The sequence below is a fragment of the Streptomyces sp. NPDC050704 genome, assembly GCF_040654355.1.
In the GTDB taxonomy this organism is placed as follows: domain Bacteria; phylum Actinomycetota; class Actinomycetes; order Streptomycetales; family Streptomycetaceae; genus Streptomyces.
In genome coordinates this window covers 12758-32138 of record NZ_JBFAHW010000117.1, presented here as the reverse complement: position 1 = coordinate 32138, position 19381 = coordinate 12758, and the positions used below count along the sequence as shown (strand labels likewise).

Annotated in this window: 17 protein-coding genes; 6 read left to right on the top strand and 11 right to left on the bottom strand. The window is 71.8% G+C overall.

What is annotated here, in order from left to right; all coding sequences use genetic code 11:
• Nucleotides 1-147 precede the first annotated feature (147 nt).
• The 4 genes from AB0I18_RS42235 to AB0I18_RS42220 all read right to left on the bottom strand — a co-directional run bounded on the left by AB0I18_RS42235 (nt 148) and on the right by AB0I18_RS42220 (nt 6079).
• The gene (locus AB0I18_RS42235; protein ID WP_363111076.1) at nt 148-1194 is read right to left on the bottom strand and encodes a hypothetical protein; all 1047 of its coding nucleotides are present in this window, start codon (nt 1192-1194) and stop codon (nt 148-150) included.
• Nucleotides 1195-1345: 151 nt separating this feature from the next.
• Complete coding sequence (locus AB0I18_RS42230) at nt 1346-4165, bottom strand: AAA family ATPase (RefSeq protein ID WP_363111075.1); 2820 nt, start codon at nt 4163-4165, stop codon at nt 1346-1348.
• A gap of 145 nt (nt 4166-4310) precedes the next feature.
• Nucleotides 4311-5222 carry an SDR family oxidoreductase gene (locus tag AB0I18_RS42225; RefSeq protein WP_363111074.1) on the bottom strand — a complete coding sequence of 304 codons (912 nt, stop codon included), beginning with the start codon at nt 5220-5222 and terminating at the stop codon, nt 4311-4313.
• Between the two features lie 86 nt (nt 5223-5308).
• Nucleotides 5309-6079: an SDR family oxidoreductase gene (locus tag AB0I18_RS42220; protein ID WP_363111078.1), complete on the bottom strand. Its 771-nt coding sequence runs from the start codon at nt 6077-6079 to the stop codon at nt 5309-5311.
• 113 nt (nt 6080-6192) lie between these two features.
• Between AB0I18_RS42220 and AB0I18_RS42215 the strand changes: the two genes are divergently transcribed.
• Genes AB0I18_RS42215 through AB0I18_RS42200 form a run of 4 tightly spaced genes read left to right on the top strand, consistent with a single transcriptional unit; the run spans nt 6193 to nt 9772 of the window.
• Complete coding sequence (locus AB0I18_RS42215) at nt 6193-7005, top strand: enoyl-CoA hydratase family protein (protein WP_363111073.1); 813 nt, start codon at nt 6193-6195, stop codon at nt 7003-7005.
• Nucleotides 7002-7850, top strand: a complete 849-nt coding sequence (locus tag AB0I18_RS42210) for a CoA-transferase (RefSeq protein WP_363111072.1) — start codon at nt 7002-7004, stop codon at nt 7848-7850. The genes AB0I18_RS42215 and AB0I18_RS42210 overlap by 4 nt, the downstream gene beginning before the upstream one ends.
• Nucleotides 7847-8683 (top strand): CoA-transferase, encoded by an 837-nt coding sequence (locus tag AB0I18_RS42205; protein ID WP_363111071.1) that lies wholly within the window; start codon nt 7847-7849, stop codon nt 8681-8683. Before AB0I18_RS42210 ends, AB0I18_RS42205 begins: the two co-directional genes overlap by 4 nt.
• A gap of 48 nt (nt 8684-8731) precedes the next feature.
• Complete coding sequence (locus AB0I18_RS42200; protein ID WP_363111070.1) at nt 8732-9772, top strand: nitronate monooxygenase; 1041 nt, start codon at nt 8732-8734, stop codon at nt 9770-9772.
• Nucleotides 9773-9852: 80 nt separating this feature from the next.
• Here the strand turns inward: AB0I18_RS42200 and AB0I18_RS42195 are convergent, their stop codons facing one another.
• Genes AB0I18_RS42195 through AB0I18_RS42185 form a run of 3 tightly spaced genes read right to left on the bottom strand, consistent with a single transcriptional unit; the run spans nt 9853 to nt 12559 of the window.
• Nucleotides 9853-11010, bottom strand: coding sequence for an acetyl-CoA C-acetyltransferase (locus tag AB0I18_RS42195; RefSeq protein WP_363111069.1), 1158 nt, complete (start codon nt 11008-11010; stop codon nt 9853-9855).
• 43 nt (nt 11011-11053) lie between these two features.
• The gene (locus AB0I18_RS42190; RefSeq protein ID WP_363111068.1) at nt 11054-11695 is read right to left on the bottom strand and encodes a TetR/AcrR family transcriptional regulator; all 642 of its coding nucleotides are present in this window, start codon (nt 11693-11695) and stop codon (nt 11054-11056) included.
• Between the two features lie 60 nt (nt 11696-11755).
• Nucleotides 11756-12559, bottom strand: a complete 804-nt coding sequence (locus AB0I18_RS42185) for an SDR family oxidoreductase (protein WP_363111067.1) — start codon at nt 12557-12559, stop codon at nt 11756-11758.
• 99 nt (nt 12560-12658) lie between these two features.
• Between AB0I18_RS42185 and AB0I18_RS42180 the strand changes: the two genes are divergently transcribed.
• Both AB0I18_RS42180 and AB0I18_RS42175 read left to right on the top strand, forming a co-directional pair.
• A complete protein-coding gene (locus tag AB0I18_RS42180) occupies nt 12659-13828 on the top strand; it encodes an acyl-CoA dehydrogenase family protein (RefSeq protein WP_363111066.1) in 1170 nt (389 codons plus the stop codon).
• The gene (locus tag AB0I18_RS42175) at nt 13828-14832 is read left to right on the top strand and encodes an acyl-CoA dehydrogenase family protein (protein WP_363111065.1); all 1005 of its coding nucleotides are present in this window, start codon (nt 13828-13830) and stop codon (nt 14830-14832) included. Before AB0I18_RS42180 ends, AB0I18_RS42175 begins: the two co-directional genes overlap by 1 nt.
• Here AB0I18_RS42175 and AB0I18_RS42170 read toward each other — a convergent pair.
• The 4 genes from AB0I18_RS42170 to AB0I18_RS42155 form a co-directional block, all read right to left on the bottom strand.
• A complete protein-coding gene (locus AB0I18_RS42170) occupies nt 14829-16502 on the bottom strand; it encodes a cytochrome bc complex cytochrome b subunit (protein ID WP_363111064.1) in 1674 nt (557 codons plus the stop codon). The two genes, AB0I18_RS42175 and AB0I18_RS42170, sit on opposite strands and share 4 nt — an antisense overlap.
• A 342-nt stretch (nt 16503-16844) precedes the next feature.
• Nucleotides 16845-17477, bottom strand: a complete 633-nt coding sequence (locus AB0I18_RS42165) for a HutD family protein (protein ID WP_363111063.1) — start codon at nt 17475-17477, stop codon at nt 16845-16847.
• Nucleotides 17474-18193 (bottom strand): VWA domain-containing protein, encoded by a 720-nt coding sequence (locus AB0I18_RS42160; RefSeq protein ID WP_363111062.1) that lies wholly within the window; start codon nt 18191-18193, stop codon nt 17474-17476. The genes AB0I18_RS42165 and AB0I18_RS42160 overlap by 4 nt, the downstream gene beginning before the upstream one ends.
• 36 nt (nt 18194-18229) lie before the next feature.
• Nucleotides 18230-19333 (bottom strand): hypothetical protein, encoded by a 1104-nt coding sequence (locus AB0I18_RS42155; RefSeq protein ID WP_363111061.1) that lies wholly within the window; start codon nt 19331-19333, stop codon nt 18230-18232.
• Between the last annotated feature and the right edge of the window lie 48 nt (nt 19334-19381).

The window sequence follows — 19381 nt, the reverse complement described above, 5'->3', positions numbered from 1 at the left end:
TGTACACCCTCTTCCCCCCCCCCCCGCTCTTCCGATCGGGGGTCGGGGACGGGTAGGGGCGGCGGGGGCGAGAAACCCAGGCCGCCGCCCGCCGCTCCCGCGGACGGGCGGCGGCCCTCGCGTCCCCCGAGGACATCACCCGACGGCTCAGTCGAACATGCGCCAGTCGTACGTCAGTTGGTAGTGACCCCCGAACCCCCTGAAGTCGGCGACCGCCGGAGCCGTCATCGGGCGACCCGACCAGCGTCCGGTGAGCGCGGGGATGACCGCGCCGACGGTGACGGGCCTGAACACGTCGTCCCCGAACAGCCCCTTGAGCCGGTCGAAGAGCCGCCCGACCGCCGCCCCGACGGCCATCCCGATGAGCACCCCGACCGGCCCGCCGGAGGCACCGATCGCACCCCCGATGGCGGCACCGAGACGGTCGACGACCCTCTTCCGCACGAGGTCGGTCAACGCGTTGACGTACTCCGCGAGCCCGCCCCAGTCGAGCTCGGCGAGCACCAGCGTGACGAAGTACGACTTCGGGTACGCGATGCCCTCGGTGAGATAGAACCAGTGGAACGGCCGCGGCGGGTCGTACACCTTGACGTCACCGTCGTCGAAGCTGCGCACCCGGAACCGGCCGATCTCCAGGGTGTCACCGCTCGCGTCCACGCCGCTGCCAGCGAGGTGGATCTCGTCGGAACCCCACTCGGCCGTCTCGTCCAGGCACTTGACCTTACGGATGCGCAACTCCAGCTTGTGCAGGGCGGTCGGCACGGCGGCCAGGGCCCGCGGAGCCGGCTCCGCGGAGAGGAGAGAGGCCGGCAGCCTCCTCAGTTCGTAGGCCGGGAACCTCAGCCGCTCGGGGAAGCCGAGGCGCTTGACCTGCGCGTCCACCGACGCGGGTGAGCGCAGGTCGACGCGGGCCAGGTCACCGAGGCGTTTGGCGCGTACGGGACCGGTCCCGAGGTCGGCGACGACCGCGGCCGCCGCCCGCTTCTTCTTGTCGTCGGGCAGGCTGTGGAAGCGCCGCGCGATCAGGTGTTCGGCGGCTGTCCTGTCGGCGGGCAGCGGATACTTGGCGGGCTCCGCGTGATGGGCGGCGACCTTGTCGGCGGCGAGCGCGAGTTCCTGCACGACCCGCTCGGTCACGGCCCGCACCTTGGCATGCGGAACGTCCGTCACCGTGCGATGGATGTTTTCCGGCATTCTGCTTTCCCCCGTTGTTCTGCTTTCCCCCGTTATGTGCCAACTGTGCCTACTGCTCCCTCCGGACGGTACGGACAGGGCGGTCCGGGCGCCCCGGGGTGCGCCCCGGGGGAATCCCCAGGTTCCCGGGGTTTCCATGGATTTCAGGTCTCTAGGGGCCGGGATCGTCGGCGAGCCGGGCGGCGAGGCGCGTACGCGAGTCGACGCCGAGCTTGGGGAAGATCCGGCCGAGGTGGTACTCGACGGTCTTGACACTGATGACGAGTTCGCGTGCCACCTGCCGGTTGGTGAGCCCGGTGGCGACCAGACGGGCGACGGCCAGCTCCTGCGGGGTGAGCAGGGCCGCGCCACGCGTCCGCGGCTCCCGCTCGGCGGACCCGAGTCCGCAGGCCGCCAACTCCCTCTCGCAGCGCGTGAGATCGGGCGGCGCGTCGAGGCGTACGAGGAGGTCGCGGGCCGTGCTCAGCTGCTCGCCTGCCCGAGTGCGGCGGCCCGCGCGGCGCAGGAATCCGCCGTAGGCGAGGTGCAGCAGCGCGCGGTCGAAGGGGGCCTCGACGTGCCCGGCGTGCTTGAGTCCGGCGCGGAAGGCGCGCTCGGCGGCCACGGTGTCGCCGCGCGCGGCCTCCAGGGTGCCGCGGGCCCGGGCGGCCGAGAGCAGGGCGCCGTGGTGTCCGCGCTGGGTGGCGAGGACCTCGTAGGGGGCGAGGGCCCGGGCGGCGTGCTTCTCGTCGCCGAGGGCGGCCCAGGCCTCGGCTAGGAGGTCCGCCCAGGGGACGATGCCGGGCTCCTCGATGTCGCCGCGCGGGCGGAGCGCGAGCAGCGGTTCCAGAGCGACGACCACGTCCTCGGGCCGGCCCTGGGCGCGGGCGAGGTGGGCCTCGGCGAGCGCGGCCCACAGGGCGGGATGCACATGGCTGCCGACCGCGTAGGAGCGGACCACGCGCGCGTGGGCCTGCGCCTTGGCGAACGCGCCCCGCGCGGCGTGCACCTGGGCGGCGAGCATCCGGCAGTACAGGGCGATGTGCGGCTGGTCGGTGTCGGCGGCCAGCGAGAGCGCGAGGTCGGTGTGGACGATCGCGTCGTCCCAGCGGCCCGCCTGGTACTCGGTCGAGGCGAGCACGGTCGCGACGACCACCCGGAAGGAGGCCGCGCGCCCGTGGCAGACGCCGAAGACGCCGCGCAGGTCCCGTAGGGCACCGGTGAGGTCGCCGGTCATCTGGCGCAGGGTGCCGCGGCCGAGCAGCTCCTCCAGCTGGGCGGGGGTGGCGAGCGCCGGGTCGGGCAGCGGACCGAGCCCGGTGAGCGCGGTCCCGGCCCGGCCGCTCAGGGCCAGGCCTGTCAGGCGCAGGTAGCGGATCATGTCGGTGGCCGTGTCGTCGGGTGCGAGCCGCAGCGCAAGGTCCGCCCACTCGGCCATCTCCAGGCCGTGCGCCATGCTGCCGTGCAGTGCGGCGAACTGGCCCGCGATCCGTGCCCCGAGCACGGGTTCGTCCGTCGGGTCGCACCGGTGCCAGGCGTCGGTGAGCAGCGCCTCGGCCCGGTCCAGGTCGAACAGGCTCAGCCGGCCGAGGAGGTAGCTGCGCCAGCCGCCGGGCGTGAACCGGGCGATCCGCTGGGCGACTTCACCCATGTCCGGTACGTCTCCGGCGAGCAGGGCGCACTCGACGGCTTCGAGGGTGTACTGCTCGTAGGCCGCCGGGTCCGCGCTCAGCCGGGCGGCGGCCGTCAGCTGTCCCGCCGCGTTCGCCCAGGCTCCTCCGGCGGCGAACCGGCGGCCCACGGCGGCCAGTTCGGCGGCGAGTTCCGGGTCGGGTCCGGTGGCCGCGAGTGCCCGGTGCCGCAGCCGCTGCGCCTCGTCCCGGACGGTGCGGGCGGCGCGCAGGTGCAGGGCGGCGCGGCGGGACGGGCCGAGCTGGTGGTAGACGGCCGCGTACACCAGGGGATGCGGGAAGCGGACCACCGGTTCGCCGGGCGTGTCCGTCAACAGGCCCGCGTGGACGGCCTCTTCGAGTGCGGTGAGCACGTCGGTGCCACGGCGCTCCTCGTCGAGCAGGTCCTCGTCGGCGACCTCCCACGCCTCGGCCGGCACACAGTGCGTGCCGAGTACCGCCGCCGCACAGACCAGGGCGTCGGCCGCCGGGGAGCAGGCGGCGAGCTTCGCCAGTACGAGGGCGGTGAACGACTTGGGTGCGGGCGGCGCGACACCGGGTTCTTCGAGTGCCTCCAGAAGTCCCGTGCCTTCCTGTTCGAGGAGGGCACGGACGTGGAGGGGGTTGCCGTCGGTGTGCGCGTGCAGCCGCGCGGCGGCCCGTGTGGTGAGTCCCCGTACGCCCACCTCGCGGCTGAGTTGCGTCAGTTCGGCCGGGCCGAGCCCGTCGAGCCGCACCGGTACGGCGTCGTCGGCCGTGAACAGCCGCCGCAGTCCCGCGGGCAGGCGGGCGCCGCCGACGTCCCGTACGACGACGAGGACGAGCACGCGGTCGGCCCGCAGCCGCCGTACCGCGAAGGCGAGAGCCTGGAGGGAGAGGTGGTCGGCCCATTGGGCGTCGTCCAGGACGAGGGCGACGGGGTTGCCGGGGACGGAGGCGGCCTTCTGCATGTCCTCCCGTGCGTACTCCTGTGTGTCCGGGTCCGGGTCCGTGTCCTCCTGCGCCTCGCTCAGCGCCTCCAGGAGTTCGGCCCCGGCCGCATGCGCGTCGGCCCACCGGCCACTGCCACCACCACCGCTGCCGCTACCGCTACCGCTACCGCCCAGCAACTGCTCCAGCACCCCGAACGCCAGCCCCGACTCCGCTTCCTCCCCCGCCCCGTGCAGGACGTGCGGGTCGTCGCGGAGGAAGCGGCGGACCAGAGCCGTCTTGCCGATGCCCGCCGGGCCCTCGACGAGCACCCGCTGAGGATGCCCGGCGCGGGCGCGCTCACGTGCCGCCGCGAGAAGCGCGAGGCTGTCCCCCCGCCCGACGAACTCCACCTGAGCCCACCTCCCGCACGGCCTGCGCGGCCCGCCCCTGCTGGGCATCCTCGCGAGGGAGCGGGGTGGGGTCCAGCCTTCCCGCTCCTGGGTGTCTCCTAGGTGTCGTACGCCGATCGCACTACTGCCTGTCCCGCGCTGTTCCCTACGCTCCGTGGACCGGCCTGGGCGCCTCGGCCTCCGCGAGCAGTTTGAGTGCCGTGTCCCCGGCCTCGGACGGAGTCCAGCGCGCCCCTTTGTCGGCGGTCGGCCCGGGCCGCCAGCCCTCCATGACGGTGATGCGGCCGCCCTCGGTCTCGAAGACCCGGCCGGTGACGCCGTCGCTCGCGGCGGAGCCGAGCCAGACGACGAGCGGCGAGACGTTCTCGGGGGCCATCGCGTCGAAGGCGTCTTCGGAGTCCGGCGCCGCCATCGCCTGTGCGAAGGCCTTCTCGGTCATCCGGGTCCGCGCGGCCGGTGCGATGGCGTTGACCTGTACTCCGTAGCGTCCCATCTCGGCGGCGGCCACCAGGGTGAGCCCGACGATCCCCGCCTTCGCCGCGCTGTAGTTCCCCTGCCCGACGGAACCCGACAGGCCCGCTCCGGAGCTGGTGTTGACGACCCGCGCGCGGGGTGTGCGCCCGGCCTTCGCCTCCGCCCGCCAGTACGCGGCGGCGTGCTTGAGCGGCAGGAAGTGCCCCTTCAGATGGACGCGCATGACGGCGTCCCAGTCGTCCTCGTCGAGGTTCACCAGCATCCGGTCGCGCAGGAAACCGGCGTTGTTGACGAGCGTGTCGAGCCGTCCGAAGGCGTCCACGGCCGCGCGTACGAGGGATGCGGCGCCCTCGGACGTCGCGATGTCCCCGCCGTGCGCGACCGCCTCACCGCCCGCCGCCGTGATCTCCTCGACGACCGGCCGGGCCGGGCTGCCGGGCCCGGGCGAGCCGTCGAGCCCGACCCCCAGGTCGTTGACGACGACCCGGGCGCCCTCCGCCGCGAAGGCGAGCGCGTGCGCCCGCCCGAGCCCTCGCCCCGCACCGGTGACGATCACGACCCGCCCGTCGCAGATTCCGCTCATCCCGCGTCCCCTTCTCGGCTTTCGGTTTCCCGCACTTCTCGCACTTCTCGGTCTTTCGGCCTTTCGGTGTTTCCCGTCATGTCTCTTTATGTCTCTTTGTTGACTGTCGCGGCGTCCAGGAAGGCCGGCCGCTCCCCGCCGCCGTGTACGAGCAGGCTCGCTCCGGTGATGTAGGCGGCGGCGTCCGAGGCCAGGAAGACGGCAGCCGCGCCGACGTCCGCGGGCACGGCGAGCCGCCCCAGCGGGACGGTTCGGGAGACGGCCGCGATGCCGTCCTCGTCCCCGTAGTGGAGGTGGGCCAGCTCGGTGCGGACCATGCCGACGACCAGCGTGTTGACGCGGACGTCCGGGGCCCATTCCACGGCCATCGAGCGCGCCAGGTTCTCCAGGCCCGCCTTGGCCGCCCCGTAGACCGCCGTGCCCGGCGAGGGCCGCGTCCCGCTGACGCTGCCGATCATCACGATGGAGCCCCGGGCCCGCTTGAGCTGCTCGTACGCGGCGAGGGACGCCGTCAGCGGGGCGGTGAGGTTGAGTTCGATCACGCGCGCGTGCCGCTCGGCCCGCACGTCCGTGAGCAGCCGGTACGGGGCGCCGCCCGCGTTGTTGACCAGGACGTCGAGGCGGGGCAGCCCGTCGAAGAAGGCGCGGACGGCCGCCGGGTCCCGCAGGTCGACGGGCACGAACTCGACGCCCTCGACCGGCACGTCGGGGGGCCTGCGGGCACAGACCACGACCTCGGCGCCCGCCGCAGCGAACGCCCGGGCGATCCCGGCGCCCACACCCCGGGTGCCACCGGTGACCACCGCGAGCCGCTTGTCCGGCCGTTCCTCCGAGGGATCGCCCGGCCGCTCGTCCAGCCGCTGGTCCGGGCGCTGGTCCGACCGCTTGTCCACAGGGCCTCCCGCTCGTCGGCGTTCGCTGTTACCTTCGCACCTAACAAACGTTTGGTGGAAAGGTAGCTGATGCGGCCATGGGTGTCTCCACCTCGTCCCCGGAAAAGGGGATTTCCGTCGTCACGGTCGACTTCCCGCCCGTGAACGCGCTGCCGGTGCGGGGCTGGTTCGAGCTGGCCGAGGCCCTGCGCGCGGCGGGCCGGGACGCCGAGGTCCGGTGCGTGGTGCTGAGCGCCGAGGGGCGGGGGTTCAACGCGGGCGTCGACATCAAGGAGATGCAGCGGGACACGACGGGCCACGGCGCGCTGATAGGCGCCAACCGCGGCTGCGCGGAGGCGTTCGCGGCGGTGTACGAGTGCGAGGTGCCCGTGGTCGCGGCGGTGCACGGCTTCTGCCTGGGCGGCGGCATCGGGCTGGTGGGGAACGCGGACGCAATCGTGGCGAGCGAGGACGCCGTCTTCGGCCTGCCCGAGCTGGACCGGGGCGCCCTGGGCGCGGCCACTCACCTGGCCCGCCTCGTTCCGCAGCACCTGATGCGCGCGCTCTACTACACGTCGCGCACCGTCACCGCGGCCGAGCTGCACACGCACGGTTCGGTGTGGCGGGTCGTGCCGCGCGCCGAACTGCCCGCCGCGGCCCTGGAGTTGGCCCGCGAGATCGCGAGCAAGGACGGGCAGCTGATCCGGCTCGCCAAGGCCGCCATCAACGGCATCGACCCGGTCGACGTGCGCCGCAGCTACCGCTTCGAGCAGGGCTTCACCTTCGAGGCCAACCTCGGCGGGGTGGCGGACCGGGTCCGCGCCACCTTCGGCAAGGAGAACGGACAGGCGAACGGGCAGGCGAGCGGACAGGCAGACAGACAGCAGGCAGACGGAAAGGGAGACCGGTGAGCGACAAGACCATGGCGGCGCAGGACGTCGCCGCCCGTCTGGAGAGCGGGATGACGCTCGGTATCGGCGGCTGGGGGTCCCGTCGCAAGCCGATGGCCCTGGTGAGGGCCCTGCTCCGCTCCGGGATCACCGATCTCACGGTCGTCTCGTACGGCGGCCCGGATGTGGGCATGCTCGCGGCCGCCGGGAGGATACGGAAACTGGTCGCCCCCTTCGCGACCCTCGACTCGATCCCGCTGGAACCGCACTACCGCGCGGCACGCGAGCGCGGGGCTCTCGAACTGATGGAGATCGACGAGGCGATGTTCATGTGGGGGCTGCACGCCGCCGCCAACCGGCTCCCCTTCCTGCCGGTGCGGGCCGGTATCGGCTCGGACGTGATGCGGGTCAACCCCGGCCTGCGCACGGTCACTTCGCCGTACGCCGACGGGGAGGAGTTCGTCGCCATGCCCGCCCTGCGCCTGGACGCCGCGCTGGTCCACGTGAACCGCGCGGACCACTCGGGCAACGGGCAGTACCTGGGCCCGGACCCGTACTTCGACGACCTGTTCTGCGAGGCGGCCGCTGCGGCGTACGTCTCCTGCGAGCGGATCGTCGACACCGCCGAGCTGACGAAGACGGCGGCCCCGCAGACCCTGCTGATCAAGCGGCACAGTGTGACCGGCGTGGTGGAGGCGCCGAGCGGCGCGCACTTCACGTCCTGCGCACCCGACTACGAGCGGGACGAGGACTTCCAGCGGTACTACGCGTCCACGCCCTGGCCCGAGTTCGCCGAGCGGTTCCTCACGGGGGACGAGCGGGACTACCGGTCCGCCGTGGAGACCTGGCACAAGGAGCAGCCGTGAACCCCATGAACAACGCGAACACCGCGAGCGCTACGAATACTGCGAGCACCACGACCGCCACGACCGCCACGACCGCCACGACCGCCACGACCGCCACGACCACGGTCACCCGCGCCGAGTACTGCGTGATCGCCTGCGCCGAGACATGGCGGGACAACGGGGAGGTGCTCGCCAGCCCCATGGGCGTGATCCCGTCGATCGGCGCCCGCCTCGCCAAGCGCAGCTTCTCGCCGGACCTGCTGCTGACCGACGGCGAGGCAATGCTGGTCGGCCTGGACGGGACACCGGAGGGCTGGCTGCCGTACCGGCAGCATCTGACCATGGTGACCGGCGGGCGTCGGCACATCATGATGGGCGCGAGCCAGATCGACCGGTTCGGCAACCAGAACATCTCGTGCATCGGCGACTGGTCCCGGCCGAAGCGGCAACTGCTCGGAGTGCGCGGGGCGCCCGTCAACACCCTCAACAACCCGGTCAGTTACTGGGTGCCCAGGCACTCGACGCGGGTCTTCGTCGAGAAGGTCGACATGATCAGCGGGGTGGGGTACGACAGTGCCGCGGCGGCCGGCCCGACGGCGACCCGCTATCACCGCATCCCCAGGGTCGTCTCGAACCTCGGCGTCTTCGACTTCGCCACGCCCGACCAATCGATGCGGCTCGCCTCGCTGCATCCGGGGGTGCCGGTCGAGGAGGTCGTGGCCGCGACCCGGTTCACGCTGACGATCCCGGACGAGATCCCGCACACCCGCGAACCGACCCCCGCCGAGCTGGAGTTGATCCGCGAGGTCATCGACCCGCAGGGACTGCGCGACCGTGAGGTCACAGGCTCGTGAGGTCACCGGCTGATGGGGAAGGACTGATGTGGAAGGGCTGATGCGCTGATGGAGACCGCGCTCACGAAACTCGTCGGCGTCCGGCACCCGATCGTGCAGACCGGGATGGGCTGGGTGGCGGGCCCGCGCCTGGTCTCCGCGACGGCGAACGCGGGCGCGCTGGGCATCCTGGCCTCCGCGACGATGACACTCGACCAGTTGCGGGAGGCGGTACGCGAGGTCGCCTCCCGTACGGACGCGCCGTTCGGGGTGAACCTGCGAGCGGACGCGGGGGACGCCCGCGACCGGGTGCGCGTCATCGTCGAGGAGGGCGTGAAGGTGGCCTCCTTCGCGCTCGCCCCCTCCCGCGAGCTGATCGCCGAACTCAAGGACGCGGGCGTCGTCGTCATCCCCTCCGTCGGAGCCCGCCGCCATGCGGAGAAGGTCGCGGCGTGGGGTGCGGACGCGGTGCTCGTGCAGGGTGGCGAGGGCGGCGGCCACACCGGCGAGGTGGCCACGACCGTCCTCCTCCCCCAGGTCGTGGACGCCGTGGACATACCCGTCGTCGCGGCGGGCGGCTTCTTCGACGGCCGGGGCCTGGTCGCGGCGCTGGCGTACGGGGCGGCGGGGATCGCGATGGGCACCCGTTTCCTGCTGACCTCCGACTCGACGGTGCCGGACGCGGTGAAGGCCGAGTACCTGGCGGCGACGGTGAAGGACGTGACGGTGACGAGAGCCGTGGACGGCCTGCCGCACCGCATGCTCCGTACCGAACTCGTCAACTCCCTTGAGGGAGCGGGCCGTACGAGATCCCTGATCCAGGCGGTGCACCGGGCCGCCGGCTTCCGGAAACTCTCCGGCCTCTCCTGGCCCCGCCTGATCCGCGACGGACTCACCATGAAACACGGCAAGGACCTGTCCTGGAGCCAGGTCCTGCTCGCCGCCAACACCCCGATGCTCCTGCGCGCATCCATGGTCGAGGGCCGCACAGACCTGGGGGTGATGGCCTCGGGCCAGGTGGCGGGATTGATCGATGACCTGCCGTCATGCGCGGACTTGATCAACCGAATCATGACCCAGGCGGACAAGGTCATAGCCAAGCTGAACTAAGGCGCCCCGCCAGGGGCGCCCCTTCAGGGGCGCGGGGAACTGCGCGACCAGCCCCCACAACCCGCACGCAACCAATCGACCTAAAGCCGCTCGACAATAGTCACGTTGGCCTGCCCTCCACCTTCACACATCGTCTGCAACCCGAACCGCCCACCCGACCGCTCCAGCTCATGCAGAAGCGTCGTCATCAACTTCACCCCGGTCGCCCCCAGCGGATGCCCAAGAGCAATCGCACCCCCATTCACATTGACCCGCTCAGGATCCGCCCCGGTCTCCTTCAACCACGCCAGCACAACAGGCGCGAACGCCTCATTGATCTCGACGAGGTCGATGTCCCCGATCGACATCCCGGCCTTCTTCAAGGCATACACGGTGGCCGGGATCGGCGCCGACAGCATCCGTATCGGATCCTCCCCCCGCACGGACAAGTGGTGAACCCGCGCCCGAGGCGTGAGCCCGTGCTCACGAACAGCCCGCTCCGAGGCAAGCAGCATCGCCGCCGCACCATCGGACACCTGAGAGGAGCACGCGGCAGTGATCGTGCCGCCCTCCACAACCGGCCGCAGCCCCGCCATCTTCTCCAAAGACGTGTCCCGCCGCGGCCCTTCATCGACCGTGACGTCCCCCAACGTCACCACCTCCCGCTCGAAGCGCCCCTCGTCGATGGCCCGGAGCGCCCGCTCATGGGACCTGAGCGCGAACTCCTCCTGATCCCGGCGGCTGATGCCCCACTTCGCGGCGATCAGCTCGGCGCCGTGGAACTGGTTCACCGGCCGGTCCCCGTACCGCGCCCGCCAGCCCTCGCTCCCCGCGAACGGCCCCTCGGTCAGCCCCAGCGGCTCGGCGGCCTGGCGGGAGGCGAAGGCGATGGGTATCTGCGTCATGTTCTGGACGCCGCCCGCGACCACCAGGTCCTGGGTGCCGGACAGGACTCCCTGCGCGGCGAAGTGCACGGCCTGCTGCGAGGACCCGCACTGCCGGTCCACCGTCACCCCGGGCACCTCCTCGGGCAGCCCGGCCGCCAGCCAGGCCGTCCGGGCGATGTCACCGGCCTGCGGCCCCACGGTGTCCAGACAGCCGAAGACGACATCCTCGACGGCCGCCGGATCGACGCCCGACCGCTCGACCAGGGCCTTGAGCACATGCGCGCCCAAGTCGGCCGGGTGGACCCCGCTCAGCCCGCCCTTCCGGCGCCCCACGGGCGTACGGACCGCTTCGACGATGTAGGCCTCGGCCATGACAACTCCCTACTCCCTCGAATCAACTGCCCTCAACGGCTGTTCACGTATGACGGCTGTTCACGTACGACGGCTGCTCGCGTACAGCGATCCCGTCCAGCACCATCGACAGGTACTGCCGGGCGATCTCCTCCGGGCTGTGCTGCCCGCCGGGCCGGTACCAGGACGCGGCGACCCACACGGTGTCGCGCACGAACCGGTAGGTGAGCCGGATGTCGAGGTCGGCCCGGAAGACCTCGGCGGCCACTCCCCGCTCCAGTGTGGACAGCCACGCCTTCTCGAACTTGCGCTGTGACTCGGCGAGGAACGCGAAGCGCTCCTGGGCGACGAGGTGCTTGGACTCCTTCTGGTAGATGGCGACGGCCGCCCGGTGCCGGTCGATCTCCCGGAAGGACTCGGTGACCAGGGCCTCCAGGGTCTCCCGGGGCCCGAGTTCGGCGTCCAGAACGGTGTCGTACCCGTCCCAGAGCTCGTCGAGGAAGGTCCGCAGGATCTCCTCCAGCATCGATTCCTTGGAGTCGAAGTGGTAGTAGAGGCTGCCCGCGAGCATGCCCGCGTGGTCCGCGATCTTGCGGACGGTGGTGGCGTTGTAGCCCTGCTCGGCGAAGACCTCGGCAGCGGTGCCGAGGAGTTCACGGCGCCGCTCGGGCGAGGCGGTCACCTGGGGCTTCTTCTTGGTAGGCACGAACACATTGTGGTCCCGCACGTCGTGGTACCGCGCAGGACAGCCCTACGCATGGCGGTCCTACCCATGCTGGCTGCTCACGGCGACGACCTCGCCGGTCATGTACGAGGAGTAGCCGGACGCCAGGAACACGATCACGTTCGCCACCTCCCAGGGCTCGGCGTACCGTCCGAAGGCCTCGCGGGCGGTCAGCTCCGCCAGCAGTTCCGGGCTCGTCACCTTCACCAGGTGCGGGTGCATGGCGAGGCTCGGTGAGACGGCGTTCACCCGCACCCCGTACTCGGCCGCCTCGATCGCCGCGCACCGGGTCAGCGCCATGACGCCCGCCTTCGCCGCCGCGTAGTGCGCCTGCCCGGCCTGGGCGCGCCAGCCGACGACGGAGGCGTTGTTGACGATCACGCCGCCGCGCCCGGTCTCCTGAGAGCTCTCGCGAAAGGCCCGCAGGGCCGCGCGCGTGCACCGGAAGGTGCCGCCCAGCGTCACGTCCAGCACCTTCGACCACTGCTCGTCCGTCATGTCGACGAGGTCCGAAGTGCCGCCGAGACCGGCGTTGTTGACCACGATGTCGAGGCGGCCGTGCAGTTCGGCGGCCGTGTCGAAGAGCGTCCGCACCTGCTCCTCGTCGGTGACGTCACAGGCCAGCGAGTCGACGCGGCCGGCCCCGAACTCCTGGGCCAGCGCCTGCCCGTACTCCTTGAGCCGCCGCGCGTGGGCGTCGCTGATCAGCACGCGCGCCCCCTCCTCCAGGAACCTGCGCGCGGTCGCCCCGCCGATGCCGGCGCCCGCGGCGGCGGTGACGACGGCGGTCCGCTCCGCCAGCAGCCCGTGCCCGGGCACGTACGCCGGACTCTCGACGTCTGTCATAGCCTCACGCTAACCTACCAAACACTTGTTAGGGAAGGTTGCCGCCACCGAAGCCACCCCGGGAACCACCACCGATGCGCCACCGAAGGAAGCCGCCCGATGGACCTCACGCACTCCCCCGCCGACGAGGCGTTCCGCGCCGAGGCCCGGGCCTGGCTGGACGCGCACGTGCCGGCCGAACCGCTGCCCTCCCTGGAGACCGGGGAGGGCTTCGCCGCCCACCGCGCGTGGGAGGCCGAACTGGCCGCGGACCGCTGGTCGGTGGTGTCCTGGCCGGCCGCGTACGGCGGACGGGACGCGGGGCTCGTCCGGTGGCTGGTCTTCGAGGAGGAGTACTACGCGGCGGGCGCCCCGGGCCGGGTCGGCCAGAACGGCGTCAGCCTCCTGGCCCCGACGCTCTTCGCCCACGGCACCGAGGAGCAGCGCGCGCGGATCCTGCCGTCGATGGCGTCGGGCGAGGTCGTCTGGGCGCAGGCGTGGTCCGAGCCCGAGGCCGGTTCCGACCTGGCCTCGCTCAGGTCGAGGGCGGTGCGCACGGACGGCGGCTGGCGGTTGAGCGGGCAGAAGACGTGGTCGTCGCGGGCCGCGTTCGCCGACCGCGCCTTCGGCCTGTTCCGCAGCGAGCCGGACACCCCGAAGCCCCACCAGGGGCTCACCTACCTGATGTTCGACTTGCGCGCGCCGGGCGTGACGGTCCGTCCCATCGGCCGCCTCGACGGGAAGCCGGCCTTCGCCGAACTCTTCTTGGACGAGGTGTTCGTCCCGGACGAGGACGTGATCGGCGAGCCCGGCCAGGGCTGGCGGGTCGCCATGTCGACGGCGGGCAACGAGCGCGGTCTGACGCTCCGCTCCCCCGGCCGCTTCCTGGCGTCGGCCGCCCGTCTCGCCGCGCTCTGGCACGAGCGCGGCGAGGACCCGTTCACCCGCGACCGGGTGGCCGACGCGCTGATCGGCGCCCGCGCGTACCAGCTCTTCACCTACGCGGGCGCCTCCCGCTTCCTCGACGGCGAGCCCATCGGGCCGGAGTCCAGCCTGAACAAGGTCTTCTGGTCCGAGTACGACATCGCGCTGCACGAGACCGCGCTCGATCTCCTGGGCGCCGACGGGGAGTTGGCGGGCGGGGAAGCGACGGGCGGGCGGTCGGCGGGCGGTGATTGGGCCGAGGGGTACGTCTTCTCGCTCGCCGGTCCGATCTACGCGGGCACGAACGAGATCCAGCGGGACATCATCGCCGAGCGCCTCCTCGGCCTGCCGAAGGGACGCCGCTGATGCGCTTCCTCCTGGACGACGAACAGCGCGCCTTCGCCCGCTCGCTGGACGCCCTGCTGACAGCCGCGGACACGCCCTCGGCCGTACGGTCCTGGAGCGCCGGGGACCATACGGCGGGCCGCGCCCTGTGGTCCCGTATCGCCGACGCGGGGGTGTTCGCGCTTGCGGTCCCCGAGGCGTACGAGGGGGTCGGTCCGCTTCCCGTCGAACTGGCCGTCGCCTTCGTGGAGTTGGGGCGGCATGCGGTACCGGGGCCGTTGGTGGAGACGGTGGCGGCGGCCGCGCTGCTGACGGAGCCGGACGGCCTGGCGAAGCGGTTCCTTCCGGGGCTGGCCTCCGGGGAGACGGTCGCGACGGTGGCCCTGCCGGGCGGCGGGCCGTACCTGCTGGACGGCGACGCGGCCACGGTCCTGCTCTGTGTCGAAGGCGACGAACTACGGCTGCTCCACGGGCACGGCCCGGTGCGCGCGTCGATGGACCCGGCGCGGCGGCTCACCCGGCCCACCCAACCCACCCGGTTCACTCGGCAGCCCGGGAGCGGTGAACTCCTCGCCACCGGCCCCCACGTCACGGCGGCCGCCGCCCGAGCCCTCGTCCAGGCCCGTCTCGCCACTGCCGCCCAGGCCCTGGGAGTCGGCCTCACGCTCCTCGACAGGACAGTCGCGTACGTCAAGCAGCGCGTCCAGTTCGGTGTGCCCATAGGCTCGTTCCAGGCGGTCAAGCACCAACTGGCCGACGCCAAGATCGCGTTGGAGTTCGCCCGGCCGCTGCTCTTCGGGGCCGCCCTGTCCATGGACCCGGCCGACGTGGCCGCCGCCAAGGTCGCGGCCTGCGAGGCGGCGTACAGGACCGCTCGCACGGCCCTGCAACTGCACGGCGCGATCGGCTACACCGCGGAGTACGACCTCTCCCTGTGGCTGACCAAGGCCCGTGCCCTGCGCACCGCCTGGGGCACGCCGAGCGCATGCCGGGAGCTGGTCCTCAGCGGTGGTGCTCGTCGCTAGTGGTGGTGCTCGTCGCTGCTCGTGAGCTCGCGGTACTCCTCGACAGTCGGCTTGGGGATGTACGTGTCCTGTCCGTACATGGCGCGGGCGAGCCGCGCCCGCAGCCGCTGGGACGTCCTGACCTTGCGGGTGACACCGTTCGCGTCGACGAGCGGGCCCAGCTCGTAGTGCCCGTCCTGTTCGTGCTGGGTGAGGGTGAACCGCTGGGCCTGGGTGAGGGGTTCGTGCACCTCGACGTACTCACCGTGCGGGAGCCGTTTGATGGTGCCGGACTCCCGTCCGTGCAACACCTTGTCCCGGTCCCGGCGTTGCAACCCCAGGCAGATGCGTCTGGTGATGATGAAGGCCAGTACCGGCACCACGAAGAAGCCGATCCGCACGAACCACGTGATCAGGTTGATCGACAGATGCAGTCGCAGGGCCACGATGTCGTTGCCGCCGCCGATCAGCAGCACCCCGTACAGACTCAGCCAGGCCACCCCGAGTCCGGTGCGGGTGGGGACGTTGCGGGGCCGGTCGAGGATGTGGTGCTCGCGTTTGTCGCCGGTGATCCACGCCTCGATGAACGGGTACACGCCGATCGCCAGCATGATCAGCGGGAAGAGCGAGAAGGGGATGAAGACGCCCAGGGCCAGGGTGTGGCCGAAGGCGTTGATCTCCCATCCCGGCATCACCCGGATCAGCCCCTCGGAGAAGCCGAGATACCAGTCGGGTTGGGCGCCGGTGGTGACCAGGTCGGCGCGGTAGGGGCCGAACGCCCACACGGGGTTGATGGTCGCGAGCGCGCCGATCATCGACAGCACGCCGAAGACCAGGAAGAAGAAGCCGCCGGCCTTGGCCATGTAGACCGGCATGAACGGCATGCCGACCACGGACTTCTGGTCGCGTCCGGGCCCGGGGTACTGCGTGTGCTTGTGGTAGAAGACCAGGATCAGGTGGGCGACGACCAGGCCGAGCATGATCCCGGGCAGCAGGAGGATGTGGATCGGGTACAGGCGGGCGATGATGTCGTCCCCCGGGAACTCGCCGCCGAAGAGGAAGAGGGCGAGGTACGTGCCCACGACCGGCACCGACAGGATCGCGCCCTGGGCGAAGCGCAGCCCGGTGCCGGAGAGCAGGTCGTCGGGGAGCGAGTAGCCGGTCAGGCCGGTGATGATGCCGAGGAACAGCAGGGTCCAGCCGAACACCCAGTTCAGCTCGCGCGGCTTGCGGAACGCGCCGGTGAAGAACACCCGCATCATGTGCACGAGCATTCCGGCGACGAAGACGAGCGCGGCCCAGTGGTGGATCTGCCGGATCAGCAGACCGCCGCGTACGTCGAAGCTGATGTCGAGCGTGGACTCGTACGCCCTGGTCATCACGACGCCGTTCAGCGGCTCGTACGACCCGTTGTAGACGACCTCGGCGGCGCTGGGCTCGAAGAAGAGCGTGAGGTAGACGCCGGTGAGGATGAGGATGAGGAAGCTGTAGAGGCAGATCTCGCCGAGCATGAAGGACCAGTGGTCCGGGAACACCTTGCGCATCTGGGACTTGGCGAGCCCGTAGAGCCCGAGCCGCCCGTCGGCCCAGTCCGCCAGCCGCTCACCCTTGCCCGTCTGCGCGGGCCGTCCTCTGCCCGTCCTCGCCGGATGTCCGTCGCTCTGCCCGGCGTCCACCGATCGCGCACCCATGCGTGGCCTTCCCCTTGGCTTAGAGCCTGTGTCTGAACCCCCGCCTGCGCCCCGACGCCCGGCACGCACCCTCGCCGCACGGCGCCACAGGACAGGTGGCTCCGCCACATGACCTGCAACGCCGCACACCGAGGGCACGCACCGACCGCCGCTGCGCCCGCGCTCCGCGCGGACGACGGGGGTTCAGACACAGGCTCTTACCTCAGGGTGGCACGCGTCTTGGGCGGAGCCAACGGGGCGGCCAGAATGTCGGCCGCCGAGTCCGGTGAACCCTCCGACTGGGCTATCCGCTCACCCCATGCCGCGTGACTGGTCCGACGGCATCGGGTGAGCGTGCGCCCGTCAGGCCGGTGCCGGCAGCCCGACCAGCGCGGCCCGTCCCGTCACGCGCGACTCGGCGGCGCCCTCCGCGCCCCACTCCCCGGTCAGCAGCACGGCGTCGTACGGCCCGAGCCGGGCCCCGGCGACCTCGGCGGTCCCGTCGAGCGCGACGACGAGCAGGGCCGCCGGTCCGGCCTCCGGGGCAGTCCCCGGGGCGGCGAGCGGCAGTCGTCCCCGGACGACGGCCACGTTGGGGGTCGTCCGTTCGCCTCTGCGCCACATCACGTTGAGGTTCACCACCGGGCCGTCCAGGAGGCGGCAGTCGGTCGGAACGTCGCCGCGGAAGTCCTGCGGGACGAACCGCTCGTCGACGAGCCGTCGCTCGCCGCCCACCGTCAGGTCCATGCCCGCTCCCTCCACGAGGGTCAGCGTCCGGTCGACCTCGGGGAACGCGGAGAACGGCCCGTCCGCCGCGACCTCGGCAAGGCTCACGCGCCACGTGAAGTCGTCCATACCGACGCCCATGCCGACGCCCATGCCGTCGCCCGGCGGCCAGGCCGCGATCTCGCGGGTCACGCCGCCGCCGTTCTTCCAGGGCACGGCGACGCGTCCGGCGGCGGGCAGCAGCCGTACGCCCGCCCTCACTGCCCTCATTGGACGATCCCCTGGGCCCGTGCCGCCGACAGCCACTGCGGGAACTCGCCCACCAGCCGGTCGTACAGCTCCCCGTCCGAGACCCGCCGCGGATCCGAACCGGCGTGGAAGAAACCGGCGTTGTCGACGACCCGCTTCCCCGGCACCGCCAACTCGTCGAGCTTGCGCAGGAAGTCGAACTGCTTGCTCGACGTGTCGCCGAAGCCGATGAACTGCCAGAACAGCGGCAGCCTGGCCGCCTTGCACAGGTACCGCTCGGCGGCGAGCTTGTTGATCGGGCCGCCGTCCGTCTGGAAGACGACGAGGGCCGGGTCCTTGGAGCCGCTGTCGAGGTAGTGGTCGATGACGGCGTCCATCGCCAGGTGGTAACTCGTCTTGCCCATGTGCCCCAGCCCGGCGACGATCCGCTCGATGCGCCCGTCGTGGTTGTCGAGCGCGATGTCGGTGACGGCGTCGACGTCCGTGGAGAAGAAGACGACCGGTACCGTCCCGTCGTCGTCGAGGTGCGCCGAGAGCCCCAGCACCCGGTCGGCGAGCGCTTGCACGCTCCCGTCCGCGTAGTACGGCTTCATGGACCCCGAGTAGTCGACCACCAGATACACGGCGGCCCGCTGCCCGCTCAGCCCCTGCTTGGTGAGGGAGACCCCCGCGCTCTTGTAGAGGCTGACCAGCGCGGGCGCGGTCTCCTCCACCTTGGTGAGGCTGATCCCGGCCACGGGGGCTCCTTTCGGTCACGGACTGACCGGGTGAGCCTAACCGGGCAGCTGGTCCTGGAACGCCGGCAGTTCGAGGAGCCGCTGCCTGGCGGTGTCGTCCATCAACTCGACGAGGGGGACGACCAGTTCCCAGAGGTTCTGCTTGTCGACTCCGCGGGCCAGCGCGTCGAGCTCGGCGTCGGAGAGCGCGCCCGCGGCCGTCGCGACGACCCGGCGCGCGGTCGCGGGCAGTATCCCCACCATGGGCAGGAACTCCGCCCAGAGTCCGGTCGCCACGACTCCGCGTACGAGCCCGTCGAGCACGGCGGGCTCCCGCAGCGCGGGCAGCGCGGCGACGACCCGCAGCTCCGCCGCGCTCAGCAGCGCCACGATCGGCAGCAGCGACTCCCACAGATCCTGCTCCGCGGTGGTGCGTACCAGCGAGTCGAGCCGGGGCTCGGGCTGGGCGGCGGTGAGGGAGGCGATCCGGGCCCGCGGTTCCCCGCCCACCATGCCCGCGACGGCCATCGCCTCCGGCCACAGCGCGCTCTCGGCGGCGGACGCGATGATCGAGGAGACCCGCTCCTCACCCATCAACTCGACGATGTGACCGAGGCGTTGGGGATGATCGATGACAAAGCCGGTCTTCAGGACCGTCGCGTCGTCGAGCCGCGGCAGGATCCGCAGCAGTGCCGAGTCCCGCAGATGCCCGACGAACCGGCCCATCGTGAGATGGTCGCCGCGATCGGCGAGGACGAGGGCGATGCGTACGACGATGTCGTCGTCCAGCCTGCCCATGATCGCGGCGATCCGGCGCGGGTCGAGGTGATGGCAGCACCGGGCCGTGAACTCGGCCGGCAGCCTGTCGATGATGTCGGCGGCGCGGGCCGGTTCGAGGCGCCCGGCGAGGGCGGCGGCCAGCCGGGGCCCCAGCGCCTTCTGCGCGATGCCCGCGGCGACCCCGACGGGCAGCAGTCTCGTCAGGGCGGCGACACGGTCGAGCAGCTCCGAGTCGTCGTCGAACAGGGCGGCGACGGACCGCTCGCGGAAGGCACGCACGTCGTCGACGGGCAGTTCTTCGAGGAACGCCAGTTCCCGTGGCTCGACATCCAGCAGCCGGGCGAGCTTCAGGGTCTCGGCCCTGCTGCGCAAGGTGTCCATGCGGGAGGGTCCCCTATACGGCTATTACGGATATGCGGAATCGACGAG